The organism is Burkholderia aenigmatica (genome assembly GCF_902499175.1).
Classification (GTDB): domain Bacteria; phylum Pseudomonadota; class Gammaproteobacteria; order Burkholderiales; family Burkholderiaceae; genus Burkholderia; species Burkholderia aenigmatica.
In genome coordinates this window covers 1-24501 of the sequence record NZ_CABVQC010000098.1, presented here as the reverse complement: position 1 = coordinate 24501, position 24501 = coordinate 1, and the positions used below count along the sequence as shown (strand labels likewise).

The window sequence follows — 24501 nt, the reverse complement described above, 5'->3', positions numbered from 1 at the left end:
GCGATGGCCACGAAGCTCGGCGACGAATGGCAGCGCGCGGGCGTGCACAGCGCGGGCCGTCAGCAGGAAATCTGCGATGCACTCGCACAAACGACGCGCGACCTGACCGCGCAGGCATCGACCTTCGAACAGCGCTCGAACGACCTGCTGTCGACGATCCGCGAGTCGCACACGGGCCTGCAGACGCAACTGGCCGCGCGCGACGAACAACGCCTGTCCGCGTGGAACGACTCGCTCGCCGCGATGGCCGCCGCGCTGCGCGACGAATGGGCGAACACGAGCGCGCAGGCCGCGACGCGCCAGCAGGACATCTGCGACACGCTGGCCCGCACCGCGAACGACATCACCGCGCAGGCGCAGGTGCATGCGAGCGACACGATCAACGAGATCGCGCGCCTCGTGCAGGCTGCGTCGGAGGCGCCGAAGGCCGCGGCCGACGTCGTCGCCGAACTGCGCCAGCGCCTGTCCGACAGCCTCACGCACGACACCGCGATGCTCGAGGAACGCAGCCGCCTGCTCGCGACGCTCGAAACGCTGCTCGGCGCGGTCAACCACGCGTCGACCGAACAGCGCACCGCGATCGATGCGCTCGTCAGCACGTCGGCCGACCTGCTCGACCGCGTCGGTGCGCGCTTCAACGACACCGTCGATGCCGAAACGCGCAAGCTCGACTCGGTGGCCGCACAGGTTACGGCGGGCGCCGTCGAGGTCGCGAGCCTCGGCGACGCGTTCGGGATGGCCGTACAGGTATTCGGCGAGTCGAACGACAAGCTGCTGACCCATCTGCAACGCATCGAGGCCGCGCTCGAGAAATCGCTCGCGCGCAGCGACGAGCAGCTCGAGTACTACGTCGCGCAGGCGCGCGAGGTGATCGACCTGAGCATGATGTCGCAGAAGCAGATCGTCGAAGACCTGCAGCAGCTCGCCGGCCGGCGGGCGAGCGTCGGAGCGTAACGCATGCACGACGAAATCGACGACGGCGCGCCCGCCGCGCCGGTGTGGCCCGCGTTCGCCGACCTGATGTCGGTGCTGCTCGGCGCGTTCGTGCTGATCCTCGTCGGCGTGATCGGCATGCAGTTGCAGCTCACGTCGAAGCTCGAGGAAGCCGTGCGCGCGCGCCAGCAGGAAGCGCAGCAGCGCAAGTCGCTCGAGCAGGCGCTCGCCGGGCCGCTCGCGGCCGGCCGCGTGACGCTCGTCAACGGTCGCATCGGCATCAGCGGCAACGTGCTGTTCGCATTGAACTCCGACCAGTTGCAGCCCGCGGGCCGTGACCTGCTGAAGACGCTGGCCACGCCGCTGGGCGCGTACCTGAAGACGCGCGACGAGATCCTGATGATCAGCGGCTTCGCCGACGACCAGCAGGTGCATGCCGGCAACCGCCAGTTCGCGGACAACTGGGAGCTGTCGGCCAAGCGGGCATTGACGGTCACGCGTGAGCTGATCGACGCCGGCGTGCCGGCGTCGTCGGTGTTCGCGGCCGCGTTCGGCTCCGAACAGCCGGTCAGCTCGAATGCGGACGATGAAGGCCGCGCGAAGAATCGTCGCGTGGAGATTGCGCCGGTGCCGCGCAAGTCGGCTTCGAACGGAGGGAAGGCGCAGTGACCGGCGACGCGACGCACGTCCGCGCGACGCTCGACGCATGGCGCGAGCAGGGCGCCGACCGGCTCGATCCGGTGCGCTTTCACCGGATCGACGCGCTCGAACGGCGCGCGGCCGCGCTCGACGGCGACGCGCGTGCGTTGCTCGACGCACGGCTGGCGACGCTGCTCGACGCTTTCGCGGAGGTTGTAGCGCACGCTGGTGAAGCGGCAGCCGTGAGCGACGCAACAGGTGCGCCCGCGCGCGGCGCGCTTGCGGAACTCGTCGAGCGGCTTGCGCGCGATGCGCAGGCCGACCGGCGCGGGCTTGATCCCGAGCTGGTCGACTACTTCCGCACGATGTGGTCGAAAGTCCGCACGGAACAGCAGTATCGCCAGTCGCTCGACCAGGTGCCGCGCAACGCGGGTCCGCTCAATTCGAACAGCCTCGTGCACCGGTCGCTCGCGACGATGCGCGAGTTGTCGCCGGCCTATCTGCAGCAGTTCCTGTCGTATGTCGATGCGCTCGCATGGCTCGAGGATCTTGCCGGCGGCGGCGCGCAGCCCGAGAAGGAAGCGCCGCGCGCGAAGGCGGTGAAGAAGGTTGCGCGGAGCAAGAGCCGCTAGCGCGCGGCGGCGGTCGGGGCCCGTTGCATCGGCACCCGGCATGACGTCGTCGCGTTCCGATACCGGGCCGCGCTGATGAACGTCGAAAAGCGCGCGCACCAGATCACGACCGACGTGTATTGCGCGGGGTTCACGTCGGCGGGCAGCGGCACGACGAAATTGCCGAATGCCGTCAGGTCGCGTTCGAGACAGCCGGTATGACGTGCATTTTCGGCGGCCACCTGCAGTTCGACGGCGCTTGCGCCTTCCGATGCCGTCAGGACCGGAAGGACATAGATGCCGACGGTGAATGCCACGAGCGCGGTCGCGAGATGCGACGCGATCGGTATCCAGATTCGGTTTTTCATATCGGACCCCAAGCGCGAGAACAGCGGGTGGCGCATCGCCACAACCCTGTAGTCGCGCGGGCCGGCACAATCTGACGCCCGGCCGACATTCATTGGCGCAGGCCGTATCCATAGGGCAGGGCACCCGGCAGCCACGTGGCGACACGATGCTGAAAAATTTCTGCCGGCGCGTGTCATCTTTGCGCTCGCGGGTCGACTCACTCTCCGTCGACAACGTCGTCGACGCTCAGGAGAGATCAGATGAACAAGCTAGCCCTGTATGTTCTCGCGACGGTTGCCGCGACCGCTTCCGTTTCCGCATGGGCCGCGCAGGCGTCCACCGTGACGCGCGCGGAGGTCACGGCCGAGCTGGCCGCCGTGCGCGCGGCCGGCTACCGTCAGACTGGCGAAGACCCGCACTATCCGGCGCGCCTCGCGGAAGCGGTGATGAAGATCGGCTCGACCGGCCCGTCGACGGCCGATACGAGTGGATACGGGATGATGTCGCCGGCCTCGGGCGAAGCGGGCTCGATTGCCCGCGAACTGCCGATCTATCGTGGACGATGAGCCGGGCCGGACATGATGCCTATCGACAGGCGTCATGTCCGATTATTCTGGACTGCGATGTGTTTTGGGATGCGTGACGTCAGCGTGATGGCTCGTCTTCCACAATTGCCGCACGCAGCGCATGCAACGCATCAGCCAGCGCCGACGCGAACGGCGGATGCGCGGCGATGCCCGTCGCGTCGAGCTGGCTCCCGAGGATCGGCAGCGTGATCGACGCGGGTTCGACGATGCGTGCCGACATCACCGACAGCGTTTCCCGCAGCGCTGCGTCCGCATGCGTCGCGCGCGGCGACGCATTCAGCACGGCGACCGGTTTGTACACGACGGCCTCGCATCCCACGATCCAGTCCAGCGCGTTTTTCATCACACCCGTTACGCCGTGCGCGTACTCCGGGCTGGCAATCAGCAGGCCGTCGGCGGCATTCACGCGGTCGATCAGGTCGCGCACCGCGGCGGGCGACGGATATTCTGCGTCGGGATTGAAGAGCGGAAATTCGCCGAGACGATCGAAGCGCACGATGCGCATGCCGCGCGGCGCGACTATCGCGGCCGCATCGAGCAGCGCGGCGTTGTACGACTGGGCGCGGAGGCTGCCGCACAGTGCGACGATGTCGAGGTGGCGGGTGGCGTCGGTTCGGGGATCGGTGGTCATCGATGGGCGTGTCGGTTGGCGCGTGGCGCAGCGGTGAGCGTCGCACGGATTATCGCACTGGCGTTCAGGTAGCGTTGTGCGCGAGCGCAGGCGCTACAATCGCCAGGATCGATCCTGCACGCGTGAGAGGGCGGATGCCTGGAAACGAAATAAGACAACTGAGGGCTGGCATGAACCCGTGTTCCGGAATGACTGCCGCAGTGCTGTCCGCTGCAATCAGGGGCGAGCGCGCGGCGAGGTCTCACGCTGTCGCCCTGCCGTTGAACGGCAAGCGACGGTGAAGCCGATGCCGTTCCGCAAATACATCGACCATATCGACCTGCCGCCGACGGTAGCAGCAGCGATTCCGGCGGAAAGCTACCTGACCGCATACGATCGTCCCGGCACCGCGACACTGGTCATCTGGGTCATCGATCCGTCGCTCAACCGCCAGCGCGAACGCGAGTATTCGCATGCGACCGGCGCATTCCTGACCGTCGCCGAGCGCCACGCGCTGTGTCCGCCGAACCGGACGTTCGTGATGCCGGACGGGCGCGTGACCGTCCACGTCGGTTATCGCTTCGATCACGATACCGATGTCTGCAGCGAGACCTATGCGGCATTCGACAACGCAACGTCAGCCTTGCTCGTGCAGAGCGAGCAGATGTGTTTCTCGCCCGCGATGAGCGATCCGGAAGACGTCGTGCGCGATGCGCTGCGCAAGACCGAGTTCCCGCGCACCTATGCCGGCTGGATCGTGCCGGAGCGAATCGGCTACTGGGTCGGCGTGCTGTACCGGCAGCGCCGTCAGGCTGGTGAATCGGGCACGCACGAGGATGCGGCGTTCACGGCCGCGCTGGTCGCGCAGATGAAGCGTGTCGATCCGAACATCGAATGGCTGCTTCCGTCGGTGCTCGCCGGGCTCGCCCGGATGGAGATGACGGACGAGCACGTATTGCGTGCGGCGTTCAGCGAACGAACAGGCATCGCGATCTAGCCGCAGCCGTGCCCGGCGCGCGGACGCTCACATGCAGACGGCGCCAGCCATCCCCGCCACGCGCGCGAATTCCCCGATTTCCCACCCGTTGCCGAGCATCAGCCGCCGCGTATGCAGCGCGCCATGCACGTCGTCGGCAACGGTTTCGCCGAGATAACGGAGCGCACGCCCGTCGATATCGACGAAGCCGTGCCGGTAATCGTGCGCGAGCGCCGTCCATAAATGCGCGGCGCCGACCGACTGGCGCGCGCCGCTGATCAGGCACAGGCCCGCGTCGAGCCCCCAGCGATACAGCGTCGTCGCAAGCCCCTTGCGTTGCGCGGACCCGCGCAGCCGCGTATGCGGCGCGCGCAGGTAGCGGTCGGCGCGGCGCGGGATTTCGGGCAGGCGGTTGAACACCGTATAGCCGGCGAGCTGGCGCGCGGCCGGGTCTTCGACATACAGGAAGTATTCGCCGTCCGCCTCGCGGTGGCGGACGATCAGGCCGGAGCGGCCGAGCGCGACGGCCGGCAGGCCGTGCAGGCGGTGGCCTGGCTGGTGCAGGCGTGCGTAGAGCGTGTCGAGTTCATCGTCGATGTCGTGCTGGGAATGCTGTACGTCGATGCGCATGGCAAAGGTCGCCCGTCCCGGGCGGTCCGAGAAAGTGGTTCATCGCAAATGGGGAAAGGAATGGCTGCGGCCCCCGGGCTCGGCGAAGCGAGCCGGGGCCGCGAATCAGCTGGGGATATGCTGGAAACCGGCGGCGATCGCGGCGAGGCCTGCGATGCAGAGTGCGAACAGGATCAGGACTTTGTGGATCACGTCTCTCTCCTCATGAATGCGCGGCGCCGAAGGGCGGCATCGCGGAGACGGTGAGCGGCGGGCGCGGCCCGCGCGGCCGTCGAGCGTGACGACGGTCGTAGGTCCGGGCGACAAGCGCGCGGACGGTCAGCACCATACGCGACAGGCACGGAGCGGGCAATCGGACTGGCGGAGAAAAGCGACGAAACGCGGGGGAATCGGGTGTTTCGCGACGATTGGTCGCAACGGCGGATGCCGATGCGTCCGCGCGAACAGCGCGTGCGTTGCGACCTCGTGCGCGTGTTGCGGTGACACGTTCACGACGTGACTGACGCGATGCCGATCGTGAGGCTGCCGCGCGTATCGAGTTATCTCAAATGTAAGGCCTGTTTTTAGCAATCGCTTCCGATCGTTAAAGAACGGTGGGAAATAACGAAGGTTTTTTGGGCGGTACTTGGCGCTGATAGGTCGAAAAATGAGGAATACCGATCAGGAAAATCGATGGTGGCGCATTCCCGAGTACCGCGACTTTATCAATTCCTGACACTGTGCCGACACATGTTTCGATATATTTCGACGCGAGAGACTCATTAAATTCGCGACGGCCTGAGTGAAGAAAACGCGGGGAAATCCAGACAGGTTGATTCCGGCGTTGCCACCTCTTCATCACGGGTTATGGCGTTCCGAACGTATTCGCCTGGTGCGTAAAGGCGCGCCCGTCGCACCTTGAACAAGAACCCGTATCGCCTGGTATTCAGCCGCGCATGACGCCGGGCAGTCGACAGAAAACTGATCACGAGGGAGAAGTTTTGTTAGTGATATTGATCAATAGAGAGAGTGGAAGATGAAAAACAATATTATTCTGGCGATCCTGGCGGGTTCTACCGTCTTGTTGTCGGCATGCGGTGGGGGCGGTGACGGCGGCGGGAGCAACGCGACGAGTAGCGACAGCGCGACGGGAACCCCTTCGCCGACCGCACCGGACCCTCAGCCTGTCACGTTCAAGTGTCCGGACGGCTACAAGTCGATCCAGCTCACCAAGAGTGCCGTTGCGAATGCGACGATGACGCTGGTCACCGACGACGGCATCGCGACGTTGACCTTCAAGACCCCGCCGGATGGCGTGGTTCGTGACGGATTGATTTGCCTGGGCAAACCGGATCCGGTGCCTGCAGGCGTGAACGCGGACTTTGTCTACGAGATCAAGTCCTACGGCGGGTTCGACAACATGTACAACCGTACGCTGACCCTGAACTTCACGTCGAACATCATTCCCAATCCGAGCCCGGCGGTCATCGAGATGGCCGACATCTCGGGCGGGACCGTCACCTACAAGCCGACCATCATGGAGTCGATCATTTCGACCCCGCCGAACTTCAGTCTGGCGGTGGCTGCAAACTTCACCGGCCTGTACGTTGTGCGTCTGAAGCATTAACGCCCGGCGACGCGAGCCGGGGCCGCGAATCCGCCGGGGATGGGGCGATTCGCGGCGAGGCCCGCCATGCAGCGGGCGAGCAAAGTCGGGACTTGGTGGATCACGTCCCGTTCCACCGGCATGCGCGGCACCGTATCGCACGCGGCTTGTCAGCACGATACGCGAGCCGGCCGGACCGCCACCACCCGGCCGTGCTGCACGGCTGGCACCCTTCTGTCGAACCGACTACACTGCACGGTCATCGCACGCCACAAGGATTCCTCCATGGGAGCCGGCCCGTCCACGGATCGCTAAGCCGCAACGACCTTCGTCAACCGGTCGTTGCGGCGATCTCCCGTTGTCCCTCGCTGACCAGGCAGATCGCCGCCAGATTCCCTTTTCTGAGCGGATGCCTTGTCATGCCTGAACAATCCACGCCCGTCTGGGCCCATTCGTTGCCGTCGGCGCTCCTGCTGATGGCGCCTTTCGATCTCCTCGCTTCGCTGGCGATGGACGTGTACCTGCCGGTGATCCCCGAGATGCCGTCCGCGCTCGGCACGTCGCCGGCCATCGTCCAGTTGACGTTGAGCGTCTACCTGGTCGTCCTCGGCCTGGGCCAGCTGATTTTCGGCCCGTTGTCGGACCGCGTCGGCAGACGGCCGGTGGTGCTGGGCGGCGCGCTGTGTTTCGCGGCGGCTTCCCTGGCGCTTGCGATTGCCGCCGGCGGTGGCCTGTTCGTCGCACTGCGCGTGCTGCAGGCGCTGGGTGCGTCGGCGGCCCTCGTCGCCACGTTCGCCACCGTTCGCGATGTCTATGCCGACCGCCCGGAAGGCCGCATCATCTACAGCCAGTTCGGCGCGATGCTGGCGTTCGTGCCCGCGCTGGGGCCGCTGCTCGGCGCGGCCATCGCGATGGCCAGCGGATGGCGCGCGATCTTCACGACGCTCGGCGTGCTGGGTGTGCTCGCGTGCGGTCGCGCGTGGCCACGCTGGCACGAAACGCGGCCGCGGACGGCGAACCCGCGGGGGCCGTCCGTCGTATCGATTCTCGGCAGCCGGCCCTTTCAGGTTCACACGCTCGCGTTTGCCGCCGCGATGGGGGCGTTCTTCGTGTTCTTCTCCACCGCGCCGCGCGTGCTGGTCGGCGGTGCCGGCTATTCCCGCGTGGCGTTCAGCGCGGCCTTCGCGACCGTCGCGATCGTGATGGTCATCGTGTCGCGCTTCGCCGGGACGTTCGTGTCGCGGTGGGGCGAGGCAGGCTGCATTGCGCGAGGGGCGCTCACGATGATGGCGGGGGCGATCGTGCTGGCGGGCTGCACGGTCCTGACGAAGCCGTCGTTCGCGACGTTCGTGATGCCGATGTGGCTGGTGGCGGTCGGCATCGTGCTGATGTCGTCGGTGACGGCGAACGGCGCACTGCGCGATTTCGGCGATGCCGCCGGCAAGGCGGTCGCGCTCTACTACGCGGTGCAGAGCGTGATCGCCACCGGCGTGGGCACGTTCGCGACGCTGGTCTTCGACGGTGCGACCGCGTGGCCGCTGGCGGCCTCCTGCTTCGGCATGGGCCTCGCGAGCTTCGTCGCGATCAAGGGGCTGACGCGCGCGATCGGGCGTGAGCGTGACGGAAGCGCTCGCGGCGTCTCGTTCGACTGAGCACGCGAGCAGCAACGCGTGACTTCATCGGGCCGCTCGGCGCCTCGATGAAGTCGATGGCGCGCGCGGCCGGTGCGGTCAATCGGCCACCGCGCGCTCGTAGAGCGAAGCGATGTAGCCGCTGGGCAGTGGGCGAAGCGCGACGCGTTCGAAGCCGAGTGCCTCGTAATACGCACACAGCTTCGCGTTACGCGGATCGCAATCGAGTCGCAGACGCGTGCGCTGCTGCGCGCGGACCTGATCCGCACACCAGTCGATCGCGACGCGGCCGAGCCCGCGGCCGTGGAAGCCGTCCCGTACCGAGAGCCGGTGCAGATAACCGGCGACAGGCGCTTGCGGCCCCCAGTATTCTTCGTCTTCCCACATCAGCACGAACATCGCGGCCGCGAGGCCGTCGTGCTCGACGATGTGAAGGCTGCCGTCGTCGATCATCGGTCGAACATCCTGTTCGGTGCGTGTGCCGTGCCCCCATGCCGGGTCGTCGTGCGCGGACTTGAACGCGACGGCATCGGTCAGGATGCGTGCGGCTATCGCCGCATCATGGGTCGTGGCCAGCCGCATCGTGGTGACGTTCATCGATCGCCTGTTGCTCCGTTCGCAAGAGAGCGCGCATTGTGCGCCGGAACCGGCGAATCGTCGATGTACGAACAACGGACAGGAACACGAACGCAGACGGGGGCGGGGCGGTGTCAGGCCCCGCCTTGCGCCGCCGCGTCAGGCCGGCGCGCGCTGCCCGAATGCCTGCCTGATCCGCGCGAACAACCCGTGTTGCGCGATCCATTCGGCATACGCGCGATAGTCGGGGTCGCGCATCAGGTGACGCTCTTCCGTCTTCGCCCGCGTGTAGTAGATCAGGTTGACCGCGACGAGCCCGGCGCAGTGCATGAGCCCGACCTGCCAGCCGAGCGGCTCGACGAACGGCACCGACACCATCCAGTACGACAGGTTCTTCGTGATGTACGCCGGATGTTTCGTGAAGCGGTACGGGCCCGACGTGATGATCCCGCGGTTGGTGAGGTTCGAGAAACGCAGGCCGAACGAGATCGTGCACAGCGCGTAGGTCAGCAGCAGCAGGATGATCACCGTGCCCCAGATCACGCGCAGCGTCGGGGCCGACAGCAGCCAGTTGTCCCAGAACATCGAGCCTTCGTAGCGGATGTAGTTGTTCGAGAACAGCGACCAGAACGGCTGGTAGCACATCAGCGCGACCACCCAGCCGAGCGTCGTCGGCTCGACGGTGCGCACGTGGCTGTCGAGGATGCGGAACGTGCACAGGTAGCCGACGGTGCCGAACATCAGGTCCATCGTGAACGACAGGTCGTACATGAACACGAAGGTCGCGAGCGTCATCGGCGCGTGCATCGCGTTCGCGAGCGACGCAGTGAGGTGATCGGCGTCTTTCGACAGGTAGACGGTCATCAGCGGCAGGAAGAACGCCTTCACGCCCCAGCCGGCCAGCATCTCGCGCACCGGCTTCCAGCTCGCGGGCTGCGCGCGGCGGAACAGGAAGCGCCCCCACAGCAGATACGCGTCGTCGGTCTCGCGCTGGTGGCGGTCCATCCACGCGAAGTAGAACGGCGCGGCGACGATCACGTATGGCGCGAGCGAGCGCAGCAGCGACCAGAACGGCAGGTAGAACGCGCCGTGGTATTCGGGCAGCAGCCAGTAGATCGCGCCGATGCCCGCATAGATCGACGCCTGTGCGCCGAGCCGCGTCGCGACGCGCGCGATGCCGAGCGGCCGGACGGCCTGCCGCGACAGGCCCGCGCTCGGGCGCAGATAGACGCGCGAGATGAAGATTTCGTGCAGCGCGATCGTGCCGATGATCGCGAGGCTGGCGATGACCGCGCGCGTGGCTGCATCGAGCGTGGGATGGTCGCGCGTGATCCACAGCGCGCAGAGCCCGGCGGCGATGCCGAGCAGGCCGGCGCGTAGGGGCGTGGCGGAACGGGGTGGGCGGTCCTGGGCCGCGGCGATGCCGTCGAGCGTGGAGTTCATGATCGGATCCTCGTACGGATGAGGGCCGGCGCCCCCGCTTGGCGGGTGACGCCGGCCATCGGCCGGGCTTGGTATGGATGCGCGCCCGGCCATTGGCCTGTGGTTCTGATAGGTAAAGCGTTACTTCTTGGTGCCGCCGCCCAGCAGACCGCCGACGAGGTTCGTCACCGGCGACAGCAGGTTGGCGGCGCCGCCCGCGGCACCACCGTTCGAGCCGCCGGTCAGGCCGCCCACCACGGTGCCGCCGCCAGCCGGCGTCGTGACCGTGCCGGCCGCGCCGGTCGGGCTGGCCGTGCCGGTGGCGCCCGCGGCGCCCGCCGGCGTCGTCAGTGCACCCGCCACCGTGCCGACCGGGCCGCTCGACAGCAGGCCGCCGAGCGTGCCCGTCACGTTGCCGCCCGGTGTCGTGACCGTGCCGGTGAGGCTGGCGCCGAGCGGCGTCAGCGAGTTGACGAGGTTGGTGACCGGCGCCAGCAGGCCGCCGACCCCCGAGCCACCGGTGCCACTCGTTCCGCCGGTGCCGCTCGAACCGAGGCCGCCAAGCGCACCCGTTACCGTGCCGAGCAGGTTCGTGACCGGGGCGAGCGGGCTGCCGCTCGTCCCGCTGGTGCCGCCGGTGCCGCTCGAGCTGCTGCCGCCGAGCGCGCCCGTCAGCGAGCCGAGCAGGCCCGTGACCGGCGCGAGCGGGTTGCTGCCGCTCGTGCCGCTGGTGCCGCCCGAACCGCTGCTGGAACTGCCCGTGGGGCTGTTCAAGAGGCCGCCGACGGACGTCACCGTGTTGCCGAGCTGGTTCACGGATCCGCCGAGACTCGTACCGGTCGGGTTGCCGGTCGCACCGCTGACCTGCGAGCCGACGAGGCCCAGGCCGCTGCCGAGCGTGCCCAGCAGGTTGCTGAGCGGCGCGCCGAGCTGGGTCACGCTGCCGAGCGTCTGCGTGGCGCCCGGCGTCGTGACGCCGCCCGTCAGCGCGTTCGTGATCGGATTGATCAGCGTGCCGACCTGCGTGCCGAGCTGCTGGACCGGTGCGCTGTTCAGCGCGGTGTTGAGGCCCGATGCGGTCGAGTTGACCGCGCCGCCGACCGTGTTGACGAGCCCGCCGACCAGTGTCGTCACCGGCGAGAGCGGGGCCAGCGGCCCCGAGCCGAGGCTCGTCACCGCGTTGCCGAGGTTGTTGACCGCGCCGCCGGCGCCGGTCAGCAGGCCGGTGGTCGACGTGAGCGTCGGTCCGAGCGGGTTGGCCGACACGCCGATCGAGCCGAGGCCGGCCGCGACGCCGTTGCCGAGCGACTGGACACCGTTGCCGAGGCTCGTGACCGCGTTGCCGACGCTGGTAGCCGTCGTCGGGTTCGTGCCGGGGATCTGCACGCCGCCGATCTGCGCGCCGCCGTTCGCGACGGTCGTGCCGAGTCCCGTCACGAGCGTGCCGGTTTGCTGGAGGACATTGCCGAGCGGGGTGACGCCGGTGCCTGACGTGCCGGAAGTGCCTGACGTGCCTGACGTGCCGGAAGTGCCCGACGTGCCCGACGTGCCGGAGGTGCCCGACGTGCCGGAAGTGCCCGACGTGCCGGAAGTGCCCGACGTGCCGGAAGTGCCCGACGTGCCGGAAGTACCTGACGTGCCGGAAGTGCCTGACGTGCCGGAGGTGCCCGACGTGCCGGAAGTGCCCGACGTGCCCGACGTGCCGGAAGTGCCCGAGGTACCGGAAGTGCCCGAGGTACCGGAAGTGCCCGAGGTACCGGAAGTGCCCGACGTACCGGAGGTGCCCGAGGTACCGGAAGTGCCCGACGTACCGGAAGTACCCGACGTGCCGGAAGTACCCGACGTACCGGAAGTGCCCGACGTGCCGGAAGTACCCGACGTGCCGGAAGTACCCGACGTACCGGAAGTACCCGACGTACCGGAGGTGCCCGACGTGCCGGAAGTGCCCGAGGTACCGGAAGTACCCGAGGTACCGGAAGTACCCGAGGTACCGGAAGTACCCGACGTGCCGGAAGTACCCGACGTGCCGGAAGTGCCCGACGTACCGGAAGTACCCGACGTACCGGAAGTACCCGAGGTACCGGAAGTACCCGAGGTACCGGAAGTACCCGACGTGCCGGAAGTGCCCGACGTGCCGGAAGTGCCCGACGTACCGGAAGTACCCGACGTACCGGAAGTACCCGACGTGCCCGAGCTACCCGAAGTACCGGAGCTACCCGACGTCCCGCCACCCGACGTACCCGAAGTCCCCGAGCTGCCGCCCGTCCCTGACGTGCTCGGCTTGATCGTCGGCGGGGTTGTCGGTCCATCGACCGAGCCGCAACCATAGAGTGCGAGCAGCGACGAGACGGCCATCGTTACCGTCGTCTTCTTGAAGAATTTATGCATGTTGGCCTCGACATTGGAAGTGTGTCCAAGCCTCCACTGCAAATTCCGCGCCACGCCAGCTTTCCCGAAATGGTGTCGCGCTTTATTGCAGGAATCGGGGATATACGCGCGATTTAAACGGAGTAACGGTGCTTTCGCGCGACGGCTACGCACGGCACGCCGGCGCGGCGGTTGCGATGTTCCCGTAAGCCGCCGTAACGCGCGGCGCGATGTTACGTAGCGCTCGATATCGCGTGACGCGGCCAGCCTCGAACCGAGGGCCGCATCTTTGACGAAACGTGCCGGCCCGATGAACATGGCGCGACATCCCCGGCTGCCGGCGAAGCAGCCGCCACGACTCCAAACAGGACACGGACATGAGCGAACAGGACAGGGAATACGGCAAGGCGCGACGCATCGACGTGATGGGCGAGGCGTTCGTCGAGCGTGCGATGCACGACCTCGACGGATTTTCGCGCCCGCTGCAGAACTGGCTCAACGAGCACGCGTGGGGCAGCACGTGGCAGCGGGGCGGGATCGATCTGAAGACGCGCAGCCTGTGCACGTGCGCGATGCTGGCGGCGCTCGGCCGCAGCACGGAACTGAAGGGGCACATTCGCGGCGCGCTCAACAACGGCGCGAGCCTCGTCGAGATCCGCGAGGTATTGCTGCACAGCGCGCTGTACGCGGGCGCGCCGGCCGCGGTCGAGGCATTCCGCAGCGCGCGCGAGGTGATCGCGGATCTCGGGCTGTCGGTGCCCGACGACGAAGCCTGATTCCGCCGCAGCGCTGGCTGCGCGGCACGGAATCAGTCCCTGTCACGCGGTCGCGGCTTACGCGATGCGTGCCGTCGGTGCGGCCACCTCGGCCGGTGCAGCAGCGACTTCAAGCAGCCAGTCGGCGGTGGCCTCCGGAATCGTGACCGGCAACATGTGTCCGCCTTCGACGACCTTCAGCCGCACGCGCGCCGATTTCTTCGCGAGCGCTTCGCCGTGCTCGCGCCAGTTCAGGATCGGATCGGCGCGGCCGTACAGCACGTCGACCGGCAGCGCGAGGTCCGCGTAGCGGCGCACCATCGCGGGCAGGTCGACGGGTGCCGACAGCAGGTCGGTCGCGGTCGCGTAGAACACGTGCGGGCGCATCCCGAGCAGCCCGCCGCCCTTGACCGGGAAGTCGCGCGGCACGTCTTCCGGCGCGAACACCTGCGTGACGGCCTTGCGGCCGGTCAGGATCGTCAGCGGAATCGCGAAGGTCCACGACACGAAGCGGCGCACCAGCGGCGACGGCAGCATCAGCGGTTTGAACGGCGCAGGCGGCTCGGTCTGCTCGTGCGACAACGGCGCGATCAGCGCAAGCCGGCTCACGCGATCCGCATGATTGAGGCCGACCGCGAGCGCGATGGCGCCGCCGAGCGAGTGGCCGACCAGCACCGGCTTGTCGAGCCGCAGCGCGTCGATGAATGCGGCGACCGTGCGGGCCTGCGCGAACACGTTCGCCTGCGAGCTTGCGCCGCGGATCGAGCGGCCGGCGCCCGGCCGGTCGATGAGGATCACGCGATGCTGCTGCGCGAGCCGCGCGAGCGGCAGGTACGCGAAATTGCGCAGTTGCCCCGCGAGCCCGTGGACGAACACGAGCGGCGGGCCGTTGCCGTATTCGACGTAGTGGATGCGGTCGCCGCCGATGTCGACGAAGCGGCCTTCGGGCGGAAACGCGCGCGTCACGCGACGGGCCACGTAAGCGGTAAACAGCGCGAGCGCGGCGAGCACCGCGACGACGCCGAACAGCACGTTCTGGATCAGATGGAGCGTATGGGTCATGTCGGCCTCAGCGGGTTTCGAGTGCGGGTTCGGCAACCGGCGTCGTGGCGGCCGGGCCGGCTTTCGCGCGGCGTTCGAACTGCATCGCCGAATCGGCGAGTCCGCTGAACTTCAGCGATGCGAGATCGAGCACGTAGTTCTGGTGGAACTTCCACGGCTTGCTGTGCCCCTGCTTCGGCAGGATGCCGGCCGCGCGCTGGATGTAGCCCGAGCTCAGGTTGACGGCCGGCACGTCGCCGAGGTCGCCGGTGCCGAGCCGCGGCACGCAGGTGTCGTAGCCGTTCGCGCGCATGTGGTTGAGCAGCCGGCACACATAGCGCGCGATCAGCTCGGCCTTCAGCGTCCACGATGCATTCGTGTAGCCGAACGACGACGCGAGGTTCGGCACGTCGCTGTACATCATCCCCTTGTACGACACGGTGTCCGGCAGGTCGACCGCACGGCCGTCGACCGTGACGCGTGCGCCGCCGAGCATCTTCACTTTCAGCCCGGTCGCGGTGACGATCACGTCCGCGTCGAGCTGCTGGCCGCTCTTCAGCTTGAGGCCGGTCGGCGTGAAGCGCTCGATCTCGTCGGTGACGATCGATGCGCGGCCCGAGCGGATCGACTTGAACAGGTCGCCGTTCGGCACCAGGCACACGCGCTGGTCCCACGGCATGTAGCGCGGCGTCAGGTGCTTCGCGACGTCGAAGCCGGGCCCGACCTGCTTGCTGGCCGCGCGGATGATGAATCGCTTCGTCCGGTCGGGCTTGCGGCGCGACACGTTGTACAGGTACATCGTCAGCAGCACGTTCTTCACGCGCACGAGCCGGTGTGCGAGCCGCGACGGCAGCACGCGGCGCAGCGCATTCGCGATCTTGTCGCGGGCGGGCAGCGACACGATGTAGGTCGGCGAGCGCTGCAGCATCGTCACGTGCTGCGCGTCGGCCGCCATTGACGGCACCAGCGTGACGGCCGTCGCGCCGCTGCCGATCACCACGACGCGCCGGTTCGCGTACGACAGGTCCTTCGGCCAGTGCTGCGGATGTACGAGCTTGCCTTCGAATGTGTCCATGCCGGCCCAGTCGGGCAGGTAGCCGGCGTCGTAGTCGTAGTAGCCGCTGCACATGAACAGGAAGCGGCAGGTGTAGACGAGCGTGTCGGTCGCGCCGTCGCGCGTGCGCTCGATGCGGACCGTCCAGCGCGCGCGGTTCGAGTCCCAGTCGGCCGCGACCACTTTCTGGCCGTAGCGGATCGTCTTGTCGATGCCGTACGCGCGCGCGGTGTCGCGGATGTAGTCGAGGATCGTCTGGCCGTCCGAGATCGCCTTGTCGCTGTGCCACGGGCGGAAGCTGTAGCCGAGCGTGAACATGTCGGAATCCGAACGGACGCCCGGATAGCGGAAAAGATCCCAGGTGCCGCCGATCGCGTCGCGCGCCTCGACGATTGCCACGCTCGCATACGGGCAGCGCTGCTTCAGGTGATACGCGGCGCCGATGCCGGACAGGCCGGCGCCGACGATCAGCACGTCGAGGTCGTAACTGTCGCCACGGGCGCCGGGGGCGGGCGGCGCGTCGCGCCGGTCGGTCGTCGTCGAGGTCATGCGGGATCCTTGGTCGGCGTGGTCGGGAGCGCAGCCGGGGCGTGCGCGCGTTCGAGGTTGCGGGCACGGGCGCGGCGCACGTGGCGCAGCATCAGCCATTGGTAGCCGGCGCCGAGCAGGCGCGCGATCCGGTCGAGCCGGCGCGCGTCGGCGCCGACGAGCACGCGGCGCGCATTGCGTTCGACGCCCGCGAGGATCTGCCGCGCGGCGTCGTCGGCCGTCGTCGCGTTGATCAGGCGGTTCGCCTGGCGGCGATGGGTCGCTTCGTCCTGCCCGGTCAGCGCATGGATGCTGGTATCGACGCGGCTCGCGTCGACGATGCTCGTCGCGACGCCGCCCGGATGCACGCAGGTCGCGCTCACGGGCGCGCCGTCGAGTTCGAGCTCCATCCGCAGCGCCTCGGTGAAGCCGCGCACGGCGAACTTGGTCGCGTTGTATGCGCTTTGCGTCGGCATCGCGACGAGCCCGAACAGGCTCGACGTGTTGACGACGTGACCGTCGCCCGACGCGCGCAGGTGCGGCAGGAACGCCTGTGTGCCGTGCACGACGCCCCAGAAGTTGATGCCGACGATCCATTCGAGATCGGCGATGCGCGCGGTTTCGGCGCTGGCGGCCAGCGACACGCCCGCGTTGTTGAAGATCAGGTTGACCTTGCCGTGCTCGGCGCGCACGAAATCGGCCCACGCAAACACCGCATCGCGGTCGGACACGTCGAGCCGCCGCGTGCTCACGCGCACGCCGTGCTGCGCGCAGGCGGCCGCCGTGCCGGCGAGCCCGACGTCGTTGACGTCGCTCAGCGCGACTTCACAGCCGCGCCGCGCGAGCTCGACCGCGAGGCTGCGGCCCATGCCCGAACCGGCGCCCGTGATCGCGGCAACCTTGCCGGAAAACCTGTTCATTCGTCGCTCCTCCTGTTCCGCTTGCACTGCGCCGGCGGCACGTCTAATGTGGTGTTGATCGTCACCACTTTAGTTTTCGGGTGTCCTGATGTCAAATAGCGGAATGGAGAAAGCACTCGAAACGGAAAAACGGGGCCGGTCGTATGGCGGCGTGGCGCCCGAGGTGCGGGCCGCGGAGCGGCGCGACGCGCTGATCCGCGCGGCGACGCGCGTGTTCGGCACGGTCGGGTTCCGCAAGGCGACCGTGCGGTCGATCTGCCAGGAAGCGAAGCTGAACGATCGCTATTTCTATGCGGCGTTCGACAGCACCGAGGATTTGCTGCGCCACACCTACCTGCATCACGCGCAGCAGTTGCACGAAGCGGTCGCGCGGGCGGTGGCCGCGCGCGGGGGCGATCTGCGCGAGAGCGTCGACGCGGGGCTCGCCGCGTTCTTCGCGTTCCTGCGCGATCCGTGCGCGGCGCGCGTGCTGCTGCTCGAGGTGATGGGCGTGAGCGCGGACACCGACATGACGTACCAGCGCATGCTGATCGATTTCGGCAAGCTGATCATGGCGATCGGCGTGTCGCGCGAAGCGACGACGGCCGCGGAACGTACCGAGCAGCGGCTGATCGGGCTCGCGCTCGTCGGCGCGATGACGAACGTCGGCGCGGCGTGGCTGCTCACCGACTATCGCGATCCGGAGGCGCAGATGATCGCGAGTTGCCGGAAGGTGTTGCTGGGGACGTTGCGGGAGGCGGGGTAGATTCGCGGGAACGGGGCCGGTCGCCCGCGATCATGCACGGCCGATAATCAATAACAAGGAACCTATGCAAGTACGAAACCGATGGTTGCGCCGCATGACGTCGGCGGGGATGGCTGTTTCCGTCCTGGGGCTGACGGGCTGCGGCTGCTGGCCGTTCAGCGAGTCCACGACTTATGAAACCGTGTGGAAGTCGCAGACTTTCGCGGCGAAGTTCAAGAACCGGGACCAGGAGGGGGATCGATGCCGCGACGCGGTCTACACGCGACACCTCAATGAGGCCATTGCGGCCTGCAAGAGCGGGGAATATGAAAAGATCCGCAACGTCATTACCGGGGAGCCCGTGAAGCTCAGCCTGGCCAAGGCGACCTGCGAAGAGGCGCAGGACGAACTGGATCATGGCCTGCCCACCGCGCTCGACCAGCGGATCTTCAATCTGAAGCCGCTGCCCGACGAATACGAAGCGTGCATGGCCGACAGCGGATTCAAGCGCGAACAGGTCGAGAAGAAGGCGTGCTACGTCAAGTTCATGTGACGGGCTTGCCGCCTGGCGAGACTGGAGTCGGACCATGGCAGCGGCGAAGCGGAACTTGCCGCCATGGAGGTCGGATCATGCGACGCGTATGACGAGATGCTGCGTCGTCCCGCCGCGCCGTCTTCTTTGGCTAAGCAGGGCGTGAGCGCTTCGCCATTGGCGCCCCCGCCGTCTCCCCGATCCTCGCCTTCATCGCCTCGACAAACGCCCGCACCTTCGGCGACGGCAGCCGCGTCGACGGATACACCGCATGAATCCCGGCCGGCGCCGAGCGCCACGCCGGCAGCAGCCGCACGAGCCGGCCGGCCGCGACGTCGTCGGCGGTCGAGAAATCCGTCAGCAGCCCGAAGCCGCCGCCCGCGAGCACGATCGCGCGGCACGTGGTGGCGGTGTTCGACACGACCGGCGCGACGCAGCGCACCGACGCATTGCCGCCGTTCGCGTTTTCGAGTTCGATCGTATGCGGGCGCGGCAACGTCGACAGCATCACGAACGGCAGCGCGGCGAGCGCATCCGGATCGTGCGGCCGCCCGTGGCGCGCGACGAACGCGGGGCTCGCGACCAGCCATTTCTCGTACGTGCCGAGTTGCGCCGCGCGATAGTTCGAATCGGCGAGGCGGCCAATGCGGATCGCGACGTCGAGATTGTCGGCGACGAGATCGACCACGCGGTCGTTCGCGACGAGTTCGACGTCGAGCCCCGGATGCCGGTCGCGCAACGCGACGACGGCCGGCGCGACGACCAGCGCGCCGTAGTCGATCGGCACGCTCACGCGCAGCGTGCCGCGCAGCGGCCCCGCGTCGGACGACACCGCGTCGAGCGCACTCTCGGTGGCGCGCACGATGTCGCGGCACGCGTCGTAGAACGCGCGCCCCGCGTCGGTCACGCTCAGCCGCCGCGTCGTGCGTACCAGCAGGTTCGCGCCGACCTCGGATTCGAGGCGTTGCATGTGCGTGCTGACGACCGTCTTCGCCAGGCCGAGCCGCTCGGCCGCAGCCGTCAGTGAGCCGGCGTCGACTACCGCGACGAAGATCGCCAGCCGGTTCAGGTTCACGTCGCGCAGATCGGCCATCGTCGATTGTCCTATGGGAAAGGATAATGTTTCCGCGATTATCCGTCTTCTGGCGACGAACGGCGAGCGCTACGCTGCAGCTGTTCGTCGCCGATCCCCGGCGGCGCGAGATACCGGAGCGTTACCATGTCTGCCGCCAACAAGCCTGCTGCACCCATCCGCGTCTACTCGTTCCTGCTGTCCGGGCACGCGCATCGCGTCCGGTTGTTCCTGTCGCTGCTCGGCCTGCCGTCCGAGACCGTCGACGTCGATCTGGCGGCCGGTGCGCAGCGCGAACCGGCGTTCCTCGCACTCAATCCGCTCGGGCAGGTGCCCGTGATCGACGACGGCGGCACGGTGATCGCCGATTCGAATGCCATCCTCGTGTACCTCGCGAAGCGCTACGGCGACGCGCACTGGCTGCCCGACGACCCGGTCGGCGCGGCGATCGTGCAGCGCTGGCTGTCGTATGCGGCCGGGCCGATCGCTTCGGGGCCGGCCGCCGCGCGGCTTGTGACCGTGTTCGGCGCGAAGCTCGACCAGGAGGCCGCCAAGCTGACGGCCGCGAAGGTGCTCGACGTGATCGATCGCGAGCTGGCCGGCAAGCCGTTCGCGGCCGGCGCGCAGCCGACGATCGCCGACATCGCCGCGTACTCGTACATCGCACACGCGCCGGAGGGCGGCGTGTCGCTCGAACCGTATCCGCACGTGCGGGCGTGGCTGGCGCGCATCGAGGCGCTGCCGGGCTTCGTCGCGATGCCGACGACGCGCGTGGGCCTGCTCGCCGCATAACGCCCACCGAAGCCGCGCCTGCTCAGGGAGAACGCGATGAATGCCCCGATTGCCCCGACCGCCGTCGTACCGGGCTGGGAACTCGACGCCGCGCCGTTTCACGCGGGCGAGCTCGCCGTGCAGCAGCGCGCGGGTGTGACGGAGGCCGCGGGCTCGGCCGGCCGGCGCGGGATCCGGCGTTTCATGCCGGATCAGCACCGGACGTTTTTCGCGCAACTGCCGTTCTTCGTGCTCGGCGGCGTCGATGCGCACGGCCAGCCGTGGGCGACGCTGCGGGCCGGCGCGCCGGGGTTCGTGACGTCGCCGGATGCACGCACGCTGCGCATCGCGGCGCACGCGTTGCCGGGCGATCCGCTGGCCGGCGCGTGGCGGCCGGGCGCGCCGCTCGGCGGGCTCGGCATCGAATTCGATACGCGGCGGCGCAATCGCGTCAACGGCGTCGTGCGTGCGGTCGACGGCGATGCGCTGACGATCGCGGTCGAGCAGAGCTTCGGCAACTGCGCGAAATACATCCAGGGCCGCAAGCCGACGTTGGTCGCACGGGAAGTCGATGCGTCCGCCGGGCCCGACGTGTCGGATGAGTTGGACGATGCCGATCGCGCGCTGCTGGCGCAGGCCGATACGTTCTTCGTCGCGAGCGCGAACACGTCGGCGGACGCGGGCGCCGCGCGCGGGGCGGACGTGTCGCATCGCGGCGGGATGCCGGGGTTCGTGCGCGTCGACGATGCGCGCACGCTGACGACGCCGGATTTCAGCGGCAACCGCTTCTTCAACACGCTCGGCAACCTGCAGCACGATCCGCGCGCGGGGTTGCTGTTCGTCGATTTCGACAACGGCGACCTGCTGTATGTGGCCGCGCGCGCCGAGATCGTGTGGGACGGGCCGCTCGTCGCGTCGTTCGTCGGCGCGCAGCGGGTCGTGCGGTTCCATGTGCGGGAAGTGCGGCGCATGCGCGCGGTGCTGCCGTTCCGGTGGTCGACGGTTGAGCGCGCGCCGCAGTTCGCGGCGATGGCGGCGGCGGAGGCAGGGGCAAGCGCCGTCGCAGGGGCGGTTGTGGTGCCGTCCACGTCCGCACCCGAATCGGCATCGACACCGGCGATCGCATCGGCATCGGCACCGGCATGGCGGCCGCTGCGCATCGCGAAGATCGTCGACGAAGCGCGCGCGATCCGCTCGTTCCATTTCGAACCGGCGGACGGCGGCGCGTTGCCCGCCTACGAAGCCGGGCAGCACCTGACGCTGCGCGTCGCGCTGCCGGGCAGCGATTCGCCGGCGATCCGCAGCTACACGCTTTCCGATGCACCGGGCGGCGCGCATTACCGGATCACCGTGAAGCGCGAAGGGCGCGTATCGGCGTGGCTGCACGATCACGCGCAGGCGGGCATGACGCTCGACGCGCAGATGCCGCGCGGCCGCTTCACGTTCGATCTCGCGAGCCCGCGCCCGGCCGTGCTCGTGTCGGCCGGCATCGGCATCACGCCGATGGTCGCGATGCTGCGCCGCGCGCTGGCCGACGATCAGCCGTCGCGCCGCGTGATGTTCGTGCACGGCGCGCGCGAAGCGGCCGACCGGCCGTTCGCGGCGGAGCTGGCGCGCCTTGCGGCCAACGACGAACGGTTGTCGCTCCACTGCTTCGACAGTCGTCTGCACGACGGCTCGGCCGCGCGGGCAGGCCGTATCGACATCGCGCAGCTGAAGCGCATTCTGCCGTTCGACGACTACGACTTCTACCTGTGCGGGCCGTCGGCATTCATGCGCGACCTGTACGACGGGCTGCGCGCACTGAACGTGCCGGACGATCGCATCCGTTTCGAGGCATTCGGGCCGTCGAGCGTGGCGCGCAACACGACCCGCGCGGCCGACATGCCGACGGCGGCAAGCGTGCCCGTCGTATTCCGGCGCACGGGGCGCGATGCCGCATGGACGCCCGCCGACGGCACGCTGCTCGAATTCGCGGAAGGGCAGCGCATCGCCGTGCCGTCCGAATGCCGCTCCGGTTCATGCGGGACGTGTGCGACGCGCGTGCTGTCCGGTGCGGTCGACTACGAGCAGGTGCCCGATGCACCGGTCGAGCCCGGCTGCGCGCTGCTGTGCGTCACGCGGCCCGCGGAAGGGTCGGAACCGCTCGTGCTCGACCGCTGATGCACCCTGCGGCATGCCGCCGCAGATGGCCTGCTGCGCGAAAAGCACGCGCAACTGCTTCTTTTTCCGGATGCCGGTCGGATCGACGATAGCGTCAACCGATAGATGAAAGGAGCGCAATCATGAAACTGCTCGGCATGATCAAACTGGTCCTGTGGAGTTTCTTCGGCGTACGCAACAGCAAGGCGCACGCAACCGATCTCGCGAACGCCAACTTCACGATGCTGCCGTTCGTGGCGATCATCCTCGCGGTGCTCGTCGGCGCGGTCATCTACGGCGTCGTGCACCTGGTCGTCGATCCGACCGTGACGATGCAGGGGTTCTGAGCGTCGCGCGTGCCGCACGCGTTCCCGTGTCGGCACGCGGCGCACGCGCTCAGAACGTGTGGTTCACCGCGACGCGGGCGACGAGCTGGTGCCCGTTCGACGAAGCGCCGGGCGAACCGGGCACGAGCCCGCCGTCGAGCGGCGTGCCGGTCGCGCTGCCGCCCACCAGTTGACAGGCGACCTGCGTATAGACCGAGGTGCGTTTCGACAGCAGGTACTGCGCCATCGCGCCGAACTGGTTCCAGTGCAGCGAGGACTTCGCGCCGGCCCGATCGAGGCCGCCGCGCGTGTACGTGTACATGCCTCCGACGAGGAACGCCGGCGTCACGTTGTACTTCGCATTGACTTCGACATTGTCGAACGTGAGCCGCGCATTCGCGAGGCCCAGGCTGCCCGCATAGATCGACGCGTCGGGCTGGCCGACGTTCACGTGCGAATAGACCGCGCCCAGCGTCGCAGGCCCGATCCCGTAGTTCACGCCGATCCCGTAGATCTTCTGGTTGCCCGCGACGAAATCCGTATCGTCCGGCGTCAGCGCGCCGCCCGCCGTGGTGCCGGGGTTCGACATGTTTTCGTAGACGGCGGCGACCGACAGCGTCTGGTACGTGTAGTTCAAGCCGACGCCGAGCATCCGGTTCTGCGCGAAGCCGCCGGCCAGGTTGCTCAGTCCAACCATGACCGTGCCGGAAAAGCCGCCGAACGCGGGGCTCGCGTACTTCACCGCGTTGTTCGCGTGGAACGACGCATCGGTGTTGTCGTTGTCGAGCGGATGCGAGAACAGGAAACCCGCCCAGCTGCCGTTGGCGGTCAGCGGCCCGATCGTGTCGGCGACGGTATCGAACTGGCGGCCGAGCGTCAGCGTGCCGAGCCGGTCCGACTGCAGCCCGACATACGACTGGTAGCCGAACAAACGGCCGCCATAGCCGAGCTGGCCGTTTTCGACCAGGAAGCCGCTCTCGAGGTCGAAGATCGCGCGCAACCCGCCACCGAGATCCTCGTTGCCCTTGATGCCCCAGCGGCTCGTCGCGAGATCGCCGCTCGCCATCTCCCATGACGACTTGCCGCCGACATTGCTCGTGTAGTTGATGCCTTCGTCGAGGATGCCGAACATCAGGACGGAGCTTTGCGCGTGCGCGTTCGTGAAACCGATCAGGAATCCTGCTGAAATGATGAGGCGTGATTTTTTCATGTGGGGTGCGGGCTAGAAGGGTGAAACGGTCGATGGTCCGGCGCGCGGCGTGAGCGGCGCGTGACCTTCGACAAGCAGATGGCGTGCCATCACGCGTTTCAAGACCGCGATGCGCGGGCTGCGTTCCGTTTCATTGTGGTGTGATCGTCGAACGGGCTTGATCGCGCGCAAATCGCGTAGCAATTCGCATCGCGTGTCGCATGTTGCGTCTCAGATTGAGACGGGCGGCGATGCGGAATCGTGCGGACGCAAAGGCGCGTGCCGCGATGCGTGATTCGCGGGACGATGGAGCGAAAGCAGCGAAAGCAGCGAAAGCAGCGAAAGCAGCGAAAGCAGCGAAAGCAGCGAAAGCAGCGGAAGCAGCGGAAGCAGCGGAAGCAGCGGAAGCAGCGGAAGCAGCGGAAGCAGCGGAAGCAGCGAAAGCAGCGAAAGAGGCGAAAGAGGCGAAAGAGGCGAAAGAGGCGAAAGAGGCGAAAGAGGCGAAAGAGGCGAAAGAGGCGAAAGAGGCGAA

The 24501-nt window shown here is 67.9% G+C and carries 25 protein-coding genes and 1 pseudogene; 15 read left to right on the top strand and 11 right to left on the bottom strand.

All coding sequences use genetic code 11. The features are described 5' to 3' along the window. From BDO18943_RS39630 to BDO18943_RS39620, 3 genes and pseudogenes are all read left to right on the top strand, one after another. Nucleotides 1-954, top strand: a pseudogene (locus tag BDO18943_RS39630) (DUF802 domain-containing protein); the annotation flags it as partial. Nucleotides 955-957: 3 nt separating this feature from the next. Further along, nucleotides 958-1602 carry an OmpA family protein gene (locus BDO18943_RS39625; protein WP_175026427.1) on the top strand — a complete coding sequence of 215 codons (645 nt, stop codon included), beginning with the start codon at nt 958-960 and terminating at the stop codon, nt 1600-1602. Beyond that, on the top strand, nt 1599-2204 hold the full coding sequence (locus BDO18943_RS39620) for a DUF2894 domain-containing protein (RefSeq protein WP_175026426.1): 606 nt from the start codon (nt 1599-1601) through the stop codon (nt 2202-2204). Before BDO18943_RS39625 ends, BDO18943_RS39620 begins: the two co-directional genes overlap by 4 nt. Here BDO18943_RS39620 and BDO18943_RS39615 read toward each other — a convergent pair. Continuing rightward, nucleotides 2201-2551 (bottom strand): DM13 domain-containing protein, encoded by a 351-nt coding sequence (locus BDO18943_RS39615; RefSeq protein ID WP_175026425.1) that lies wholly within the window; start codon nt 2549-2551, stop codon nt 2201-2203. The two genes, BDO18943_RS39620 and BDO18943_RS39615, sit on opposite strands and share 4 nt — an antisense overlap. A gap of 240 nt (nt 2552-2791) precedes the next feature. On the opposite strand from BDO18943_RS39615, the gene BDO18943_RS39610 reads away from it, so the two are divergent. Further along, the gene (locus BDO18943_RS39610) at nt 2792-3097 is read left to right on the top strand and encodes a DUF4148 domain-containing protein (protein ID WP_175026424.1); all 306 of its coding nucleotides are present in this window, start codon (nt 2792-2794) and stop codon (nt 3095-3097) included. A 79-nt stretch (nt 3098-3176) separates the two neighbouring features. On the opposite strand, the gene BDO18943_RS39605 is transcribed toward BDO18943_RS39610, so the two are convergent. After that, entirely contained in the window at nt 3177-3749 is a 573-nt protein-coding gene (locus BDO18943_RS39605; RefSeq protein WP_175026423.1) for an NADPH-dependent FMN reductase, read from the bottom strand. A 286-nt stretch (nt 3750-4035) separates the two neighbouring features. Here BDO18943_RS39605 and BDO18943_RS39600 point away from each other — a divergent pair, with 286 nt between their 5' ends. Next, on the top strand, nt 4036-4725 hold the full coding sequence (locus tag BDO18943_RS39600) for a hypothetical protein (protein WP_175026422.1): 690 nt from the start codon (nt 4036-4038) through the stop codon (nt 4723-4725). A gap of 27 nt (nt 4726-4752) precedes the next feature. On the opposite strand, the gene BDO18943_RS39595 is transcribed toward BDO18943_RS39600, so the two are convergent. Next, entirely contained in the window at nt 4753-5334 is a 582-nt protein-coding gene (locus BDO18943_RS39595) for a histone acetyltransferase (protein WP_175026421.1), read from the bottom strand. A 1015-nt stretch (nt 5335-6349) separates the two neighbouring features. On the opposite strand from BDO18943_RS39595, the gene BDO18943_RS39590 reads away from it, so the two are divergent. Further along, complete coding sequence (locus tag BDO18943_RS39590) at nt 6350-6940, top strand: hypothetical protein (RefSeq protein ID WP_043178201.1); 591 nt, start codon at nt 6350-6352, stop codon at nt 6938-6940. Nucleotides 6941-7338: 398 nt separating this feature from the next. Further along, entirely contained in the window at nt 7339-8571 is a 1233-nt protein-coding gene (cml, locus tag BDO18943_RS39585; protein WP_175026428.1) for a CmlA/FloR family chloramphenicol efflux MFS transporter, read from the top strand. Nucleotides 8572-8649: 78 nt separating this feature from the next. Here cml and BDO18943_RS39580 read toward each other — a convergent pair whose 3' ends face one another. The 3 genes from BDO18943_RS39580 to BDO18943_RS43225 form a co-directional block, all read right to left on the bottom strand. After that, entirely contained in the window at nt 8650-9147 is a 498-nt protein-coding gene (locus tag BDO18943_RS39580; protein WP_175026420.1) for a GNAT family N-acetyltransferase, read from the bottom strand. 138 nt (nt 9148-9285) lie between these two features. Next, nucleotides 9286-10569 (bottom strand): isoprenylcysteine carboxylmethyltransferase family protein, encoded by a 1284-nt coding sequence (locus BDO18943_RS39575; RefSeq protein WP_175026419.1) that lies wholly within the window; start codon nt 10567-10569, stop codon nt 9286-9288. 120 nt (nt 10570-10689) lie between these two features. Continuing rightward, nucleotides 10690-11985, bottom strand: coding sequence for a collagen-like triple helix repeat-containing protein (locus BDO18943_RS43225; protein ID WP_456151305.1), 1296 nt, complete (start codon nt 11983-11985; stop codon nt 10690-10692). Here BDO18943_RS43225 and BDO18943_RS43220 point away from each other — a divergent pair. Both BDO18943_RS43220 and BDO18943_RS39565 read left to right on the top strand, forming a co-directional pair. Next, entirely contained in the window at nt 11879-12877 is a 999-nt protein-coding gene (locus tag BDO18943_RS43220; protein WP_456151304.1) for a highly repetitive protein, read from the top strand. The two genes, BDO18943_RS43225 and BDO18943_RS43220, sit on opposite strands and share 107 nt — an antisense overlap. 415 nt (nt 12878-13292) lie before the next feature. Then, complete coding sequence (locus BDO18943_RS39565; protein ID WP_043178187.1) at nt 13293-13691, top strand: carboxymuconolactone decarboxylase family protein; 399 nt, start codon at nt 13293-13295, stop codon at nt 13689-13691. A 57-nt stretch (nt 13692-13748) separates the two neighbouring features. Here BDO18943_RS39565 and BDO18943_RS39560 read toward each other — a convergent pair whose 3' ends face one another. The 3 genes from BDO18943_RS39560 to BDO18943_RS39550 are packed head-to-tail and all read right to left on the bottom strand — an operon-like array spanning nt 13749 to nt 17213. After that, nucleotides 13749-14732, bottom strand: coding sequence for an alpha/beta fold hydrolase (locus BDO18943_RS39560; protein ID WP_043178185.1), 984 nt, complete (start codon nt 14730-14732; stop codon nt 13749-13751). 7 nt (nt 14733-14739) lie between these two features. Beyond that, a complete protein-coding gene (locus tag BDO18943_RS39555) occupies nt 14740-16314 on the bottom strand; it encodes a flavin-containing monooxygenase (protein ID WP_175026417.1) in 1575 nt (524 codons plus the stop codon). Next, nucleotides 16311-17213, bottom strand: a complete 903-nt coding sequence (locus BDO18943_RS39550; protein ID WP_175026416.1) for an SDR family NAD(P)-dependent oxidoreductase — start codon at nt 17211-17213, stop codon at nt 16311-16313. The genes BDO18943_RS39555 and BDO18943_RS39550 overlap by 4 nt, the downstream gene beginning before the upstream one ends. A gap of 103 nt (nt 17214-17316) precedes the next feature. On the opposite strand from BDO18943_RS39550, the gene BDO18943_RS39545 reads away from it, so the two are divergent. Together BDO18943_RS39545 and BDO18943_RS39540 are read left to right on the top strand one after the other, a co-directional pair. After that, a complete protein-coding gene (locus BDO18943_RS39545) occupies nt 17317-17958 on the top strand; it encodes a TetR/AcrR family transcriptional regulator (protein WP_235996309.1) in 642 nt (213 codons plus the stop codon). A 94-nt stretch (nt 17959-18052) separates the two neighbouring features. Continuing rightward, nucleotides 18053-18490, top strand: a complete 438-nt coding sequence (locus BDO18943_RS39540) for a hypothetical protein (RefSeq protein ID WP_230624125.1) — start codon at nt 18053-18055, stop codon at nt 18488-18490. Between the two features lie 130 nt (nt 18491-18620). Here the strand turns inward: BDO18943_RS39540 and BDO18943_RS39535 are convergent, their stop codons facing one another. Then, nucleotides 18621-19562 carry a LysR family transcriptional regulator gene (locus BDO18943_RS39535; RefSeq protein WP_175026413.1) on the bottom strand — a complete coding sequence of 314 codons (942 nt, stop codon included), beginning with the start codon at nt 19560-19562 and terminating at the stop codon, nt 18621-18623. Between the two features lie 126 nt (nt 19563-19688). Here BDO18943_RS39535 and BDO18943_RS39530 point away from each other — a divergent pair, with 126 nt between their 5' ends. The 3 genes from BDO18943_RS39530 (at nt 19689) to BDO18943_RS39520 (ending at nt 22801) form a co-directional block, all read left to right on the top strand. After that, on the top strand, nt 19689-20333 hold the full coding sequence (locus BDO18943_RS39530; protein ID WP_175026412.1) for a glutathione S-transferase family protein: 645 nt from the start codon (nt 19689-19691) through the stop codon (nt 20331-20333). A gap of 36 nt (nt 20334-20369) precedes the next feature. After that, nucleotides 20370-22475: a pyridoxamine 5'-phosphate oxidase family protein gene (locus BDO18943_RS39525; RefSeq protein ID WP_175026411.1), complete on the top strand. Its 2106-nt coding sequence runs from the start codon at nt 20370-20372 to the stop codon at nt 22473-22475. A 122-nt stretch (nt 22476-22597) separates the two neighbouring features. Beyond that, nucleotides 22598-22801: a DUF2970 domain-containing protein gene (locus BDO18943_RS39520; protein WP_043178166.1), complete on the top strand. Its 204-nt coding sequence runs from the start codon at nt 22598-22600 to the stop codon at nt 22799-22801. Nucleotides 22802-22850: 49 nt separating this feature from the next. Here the strand turns inward: BDO18943_RS39520 and BDO18943_RS39515 are convergent, their stop codons facing one another. Beyond that, entirely contained in the window at nt 22851-23990 is a 1140-nt protein-coding gene (locus BDO18943_RS39515) for a porin (RefSeq protein WP_175026410.1), read from the bottom strand. Between the two features lie 266 nt (nt 23991-24256). On the opposite strand from BDO18943_RS39515, the gene BDO18943_RS42875 reads away from it, so the two are divergent. After that, nucleotides 24257-24501 (top strand): hypothetical protein (locus BDO18943_RS42875; protein WP_235996308.1); only part of this gene is annotated, 245 nt, incomplete at its 3' end.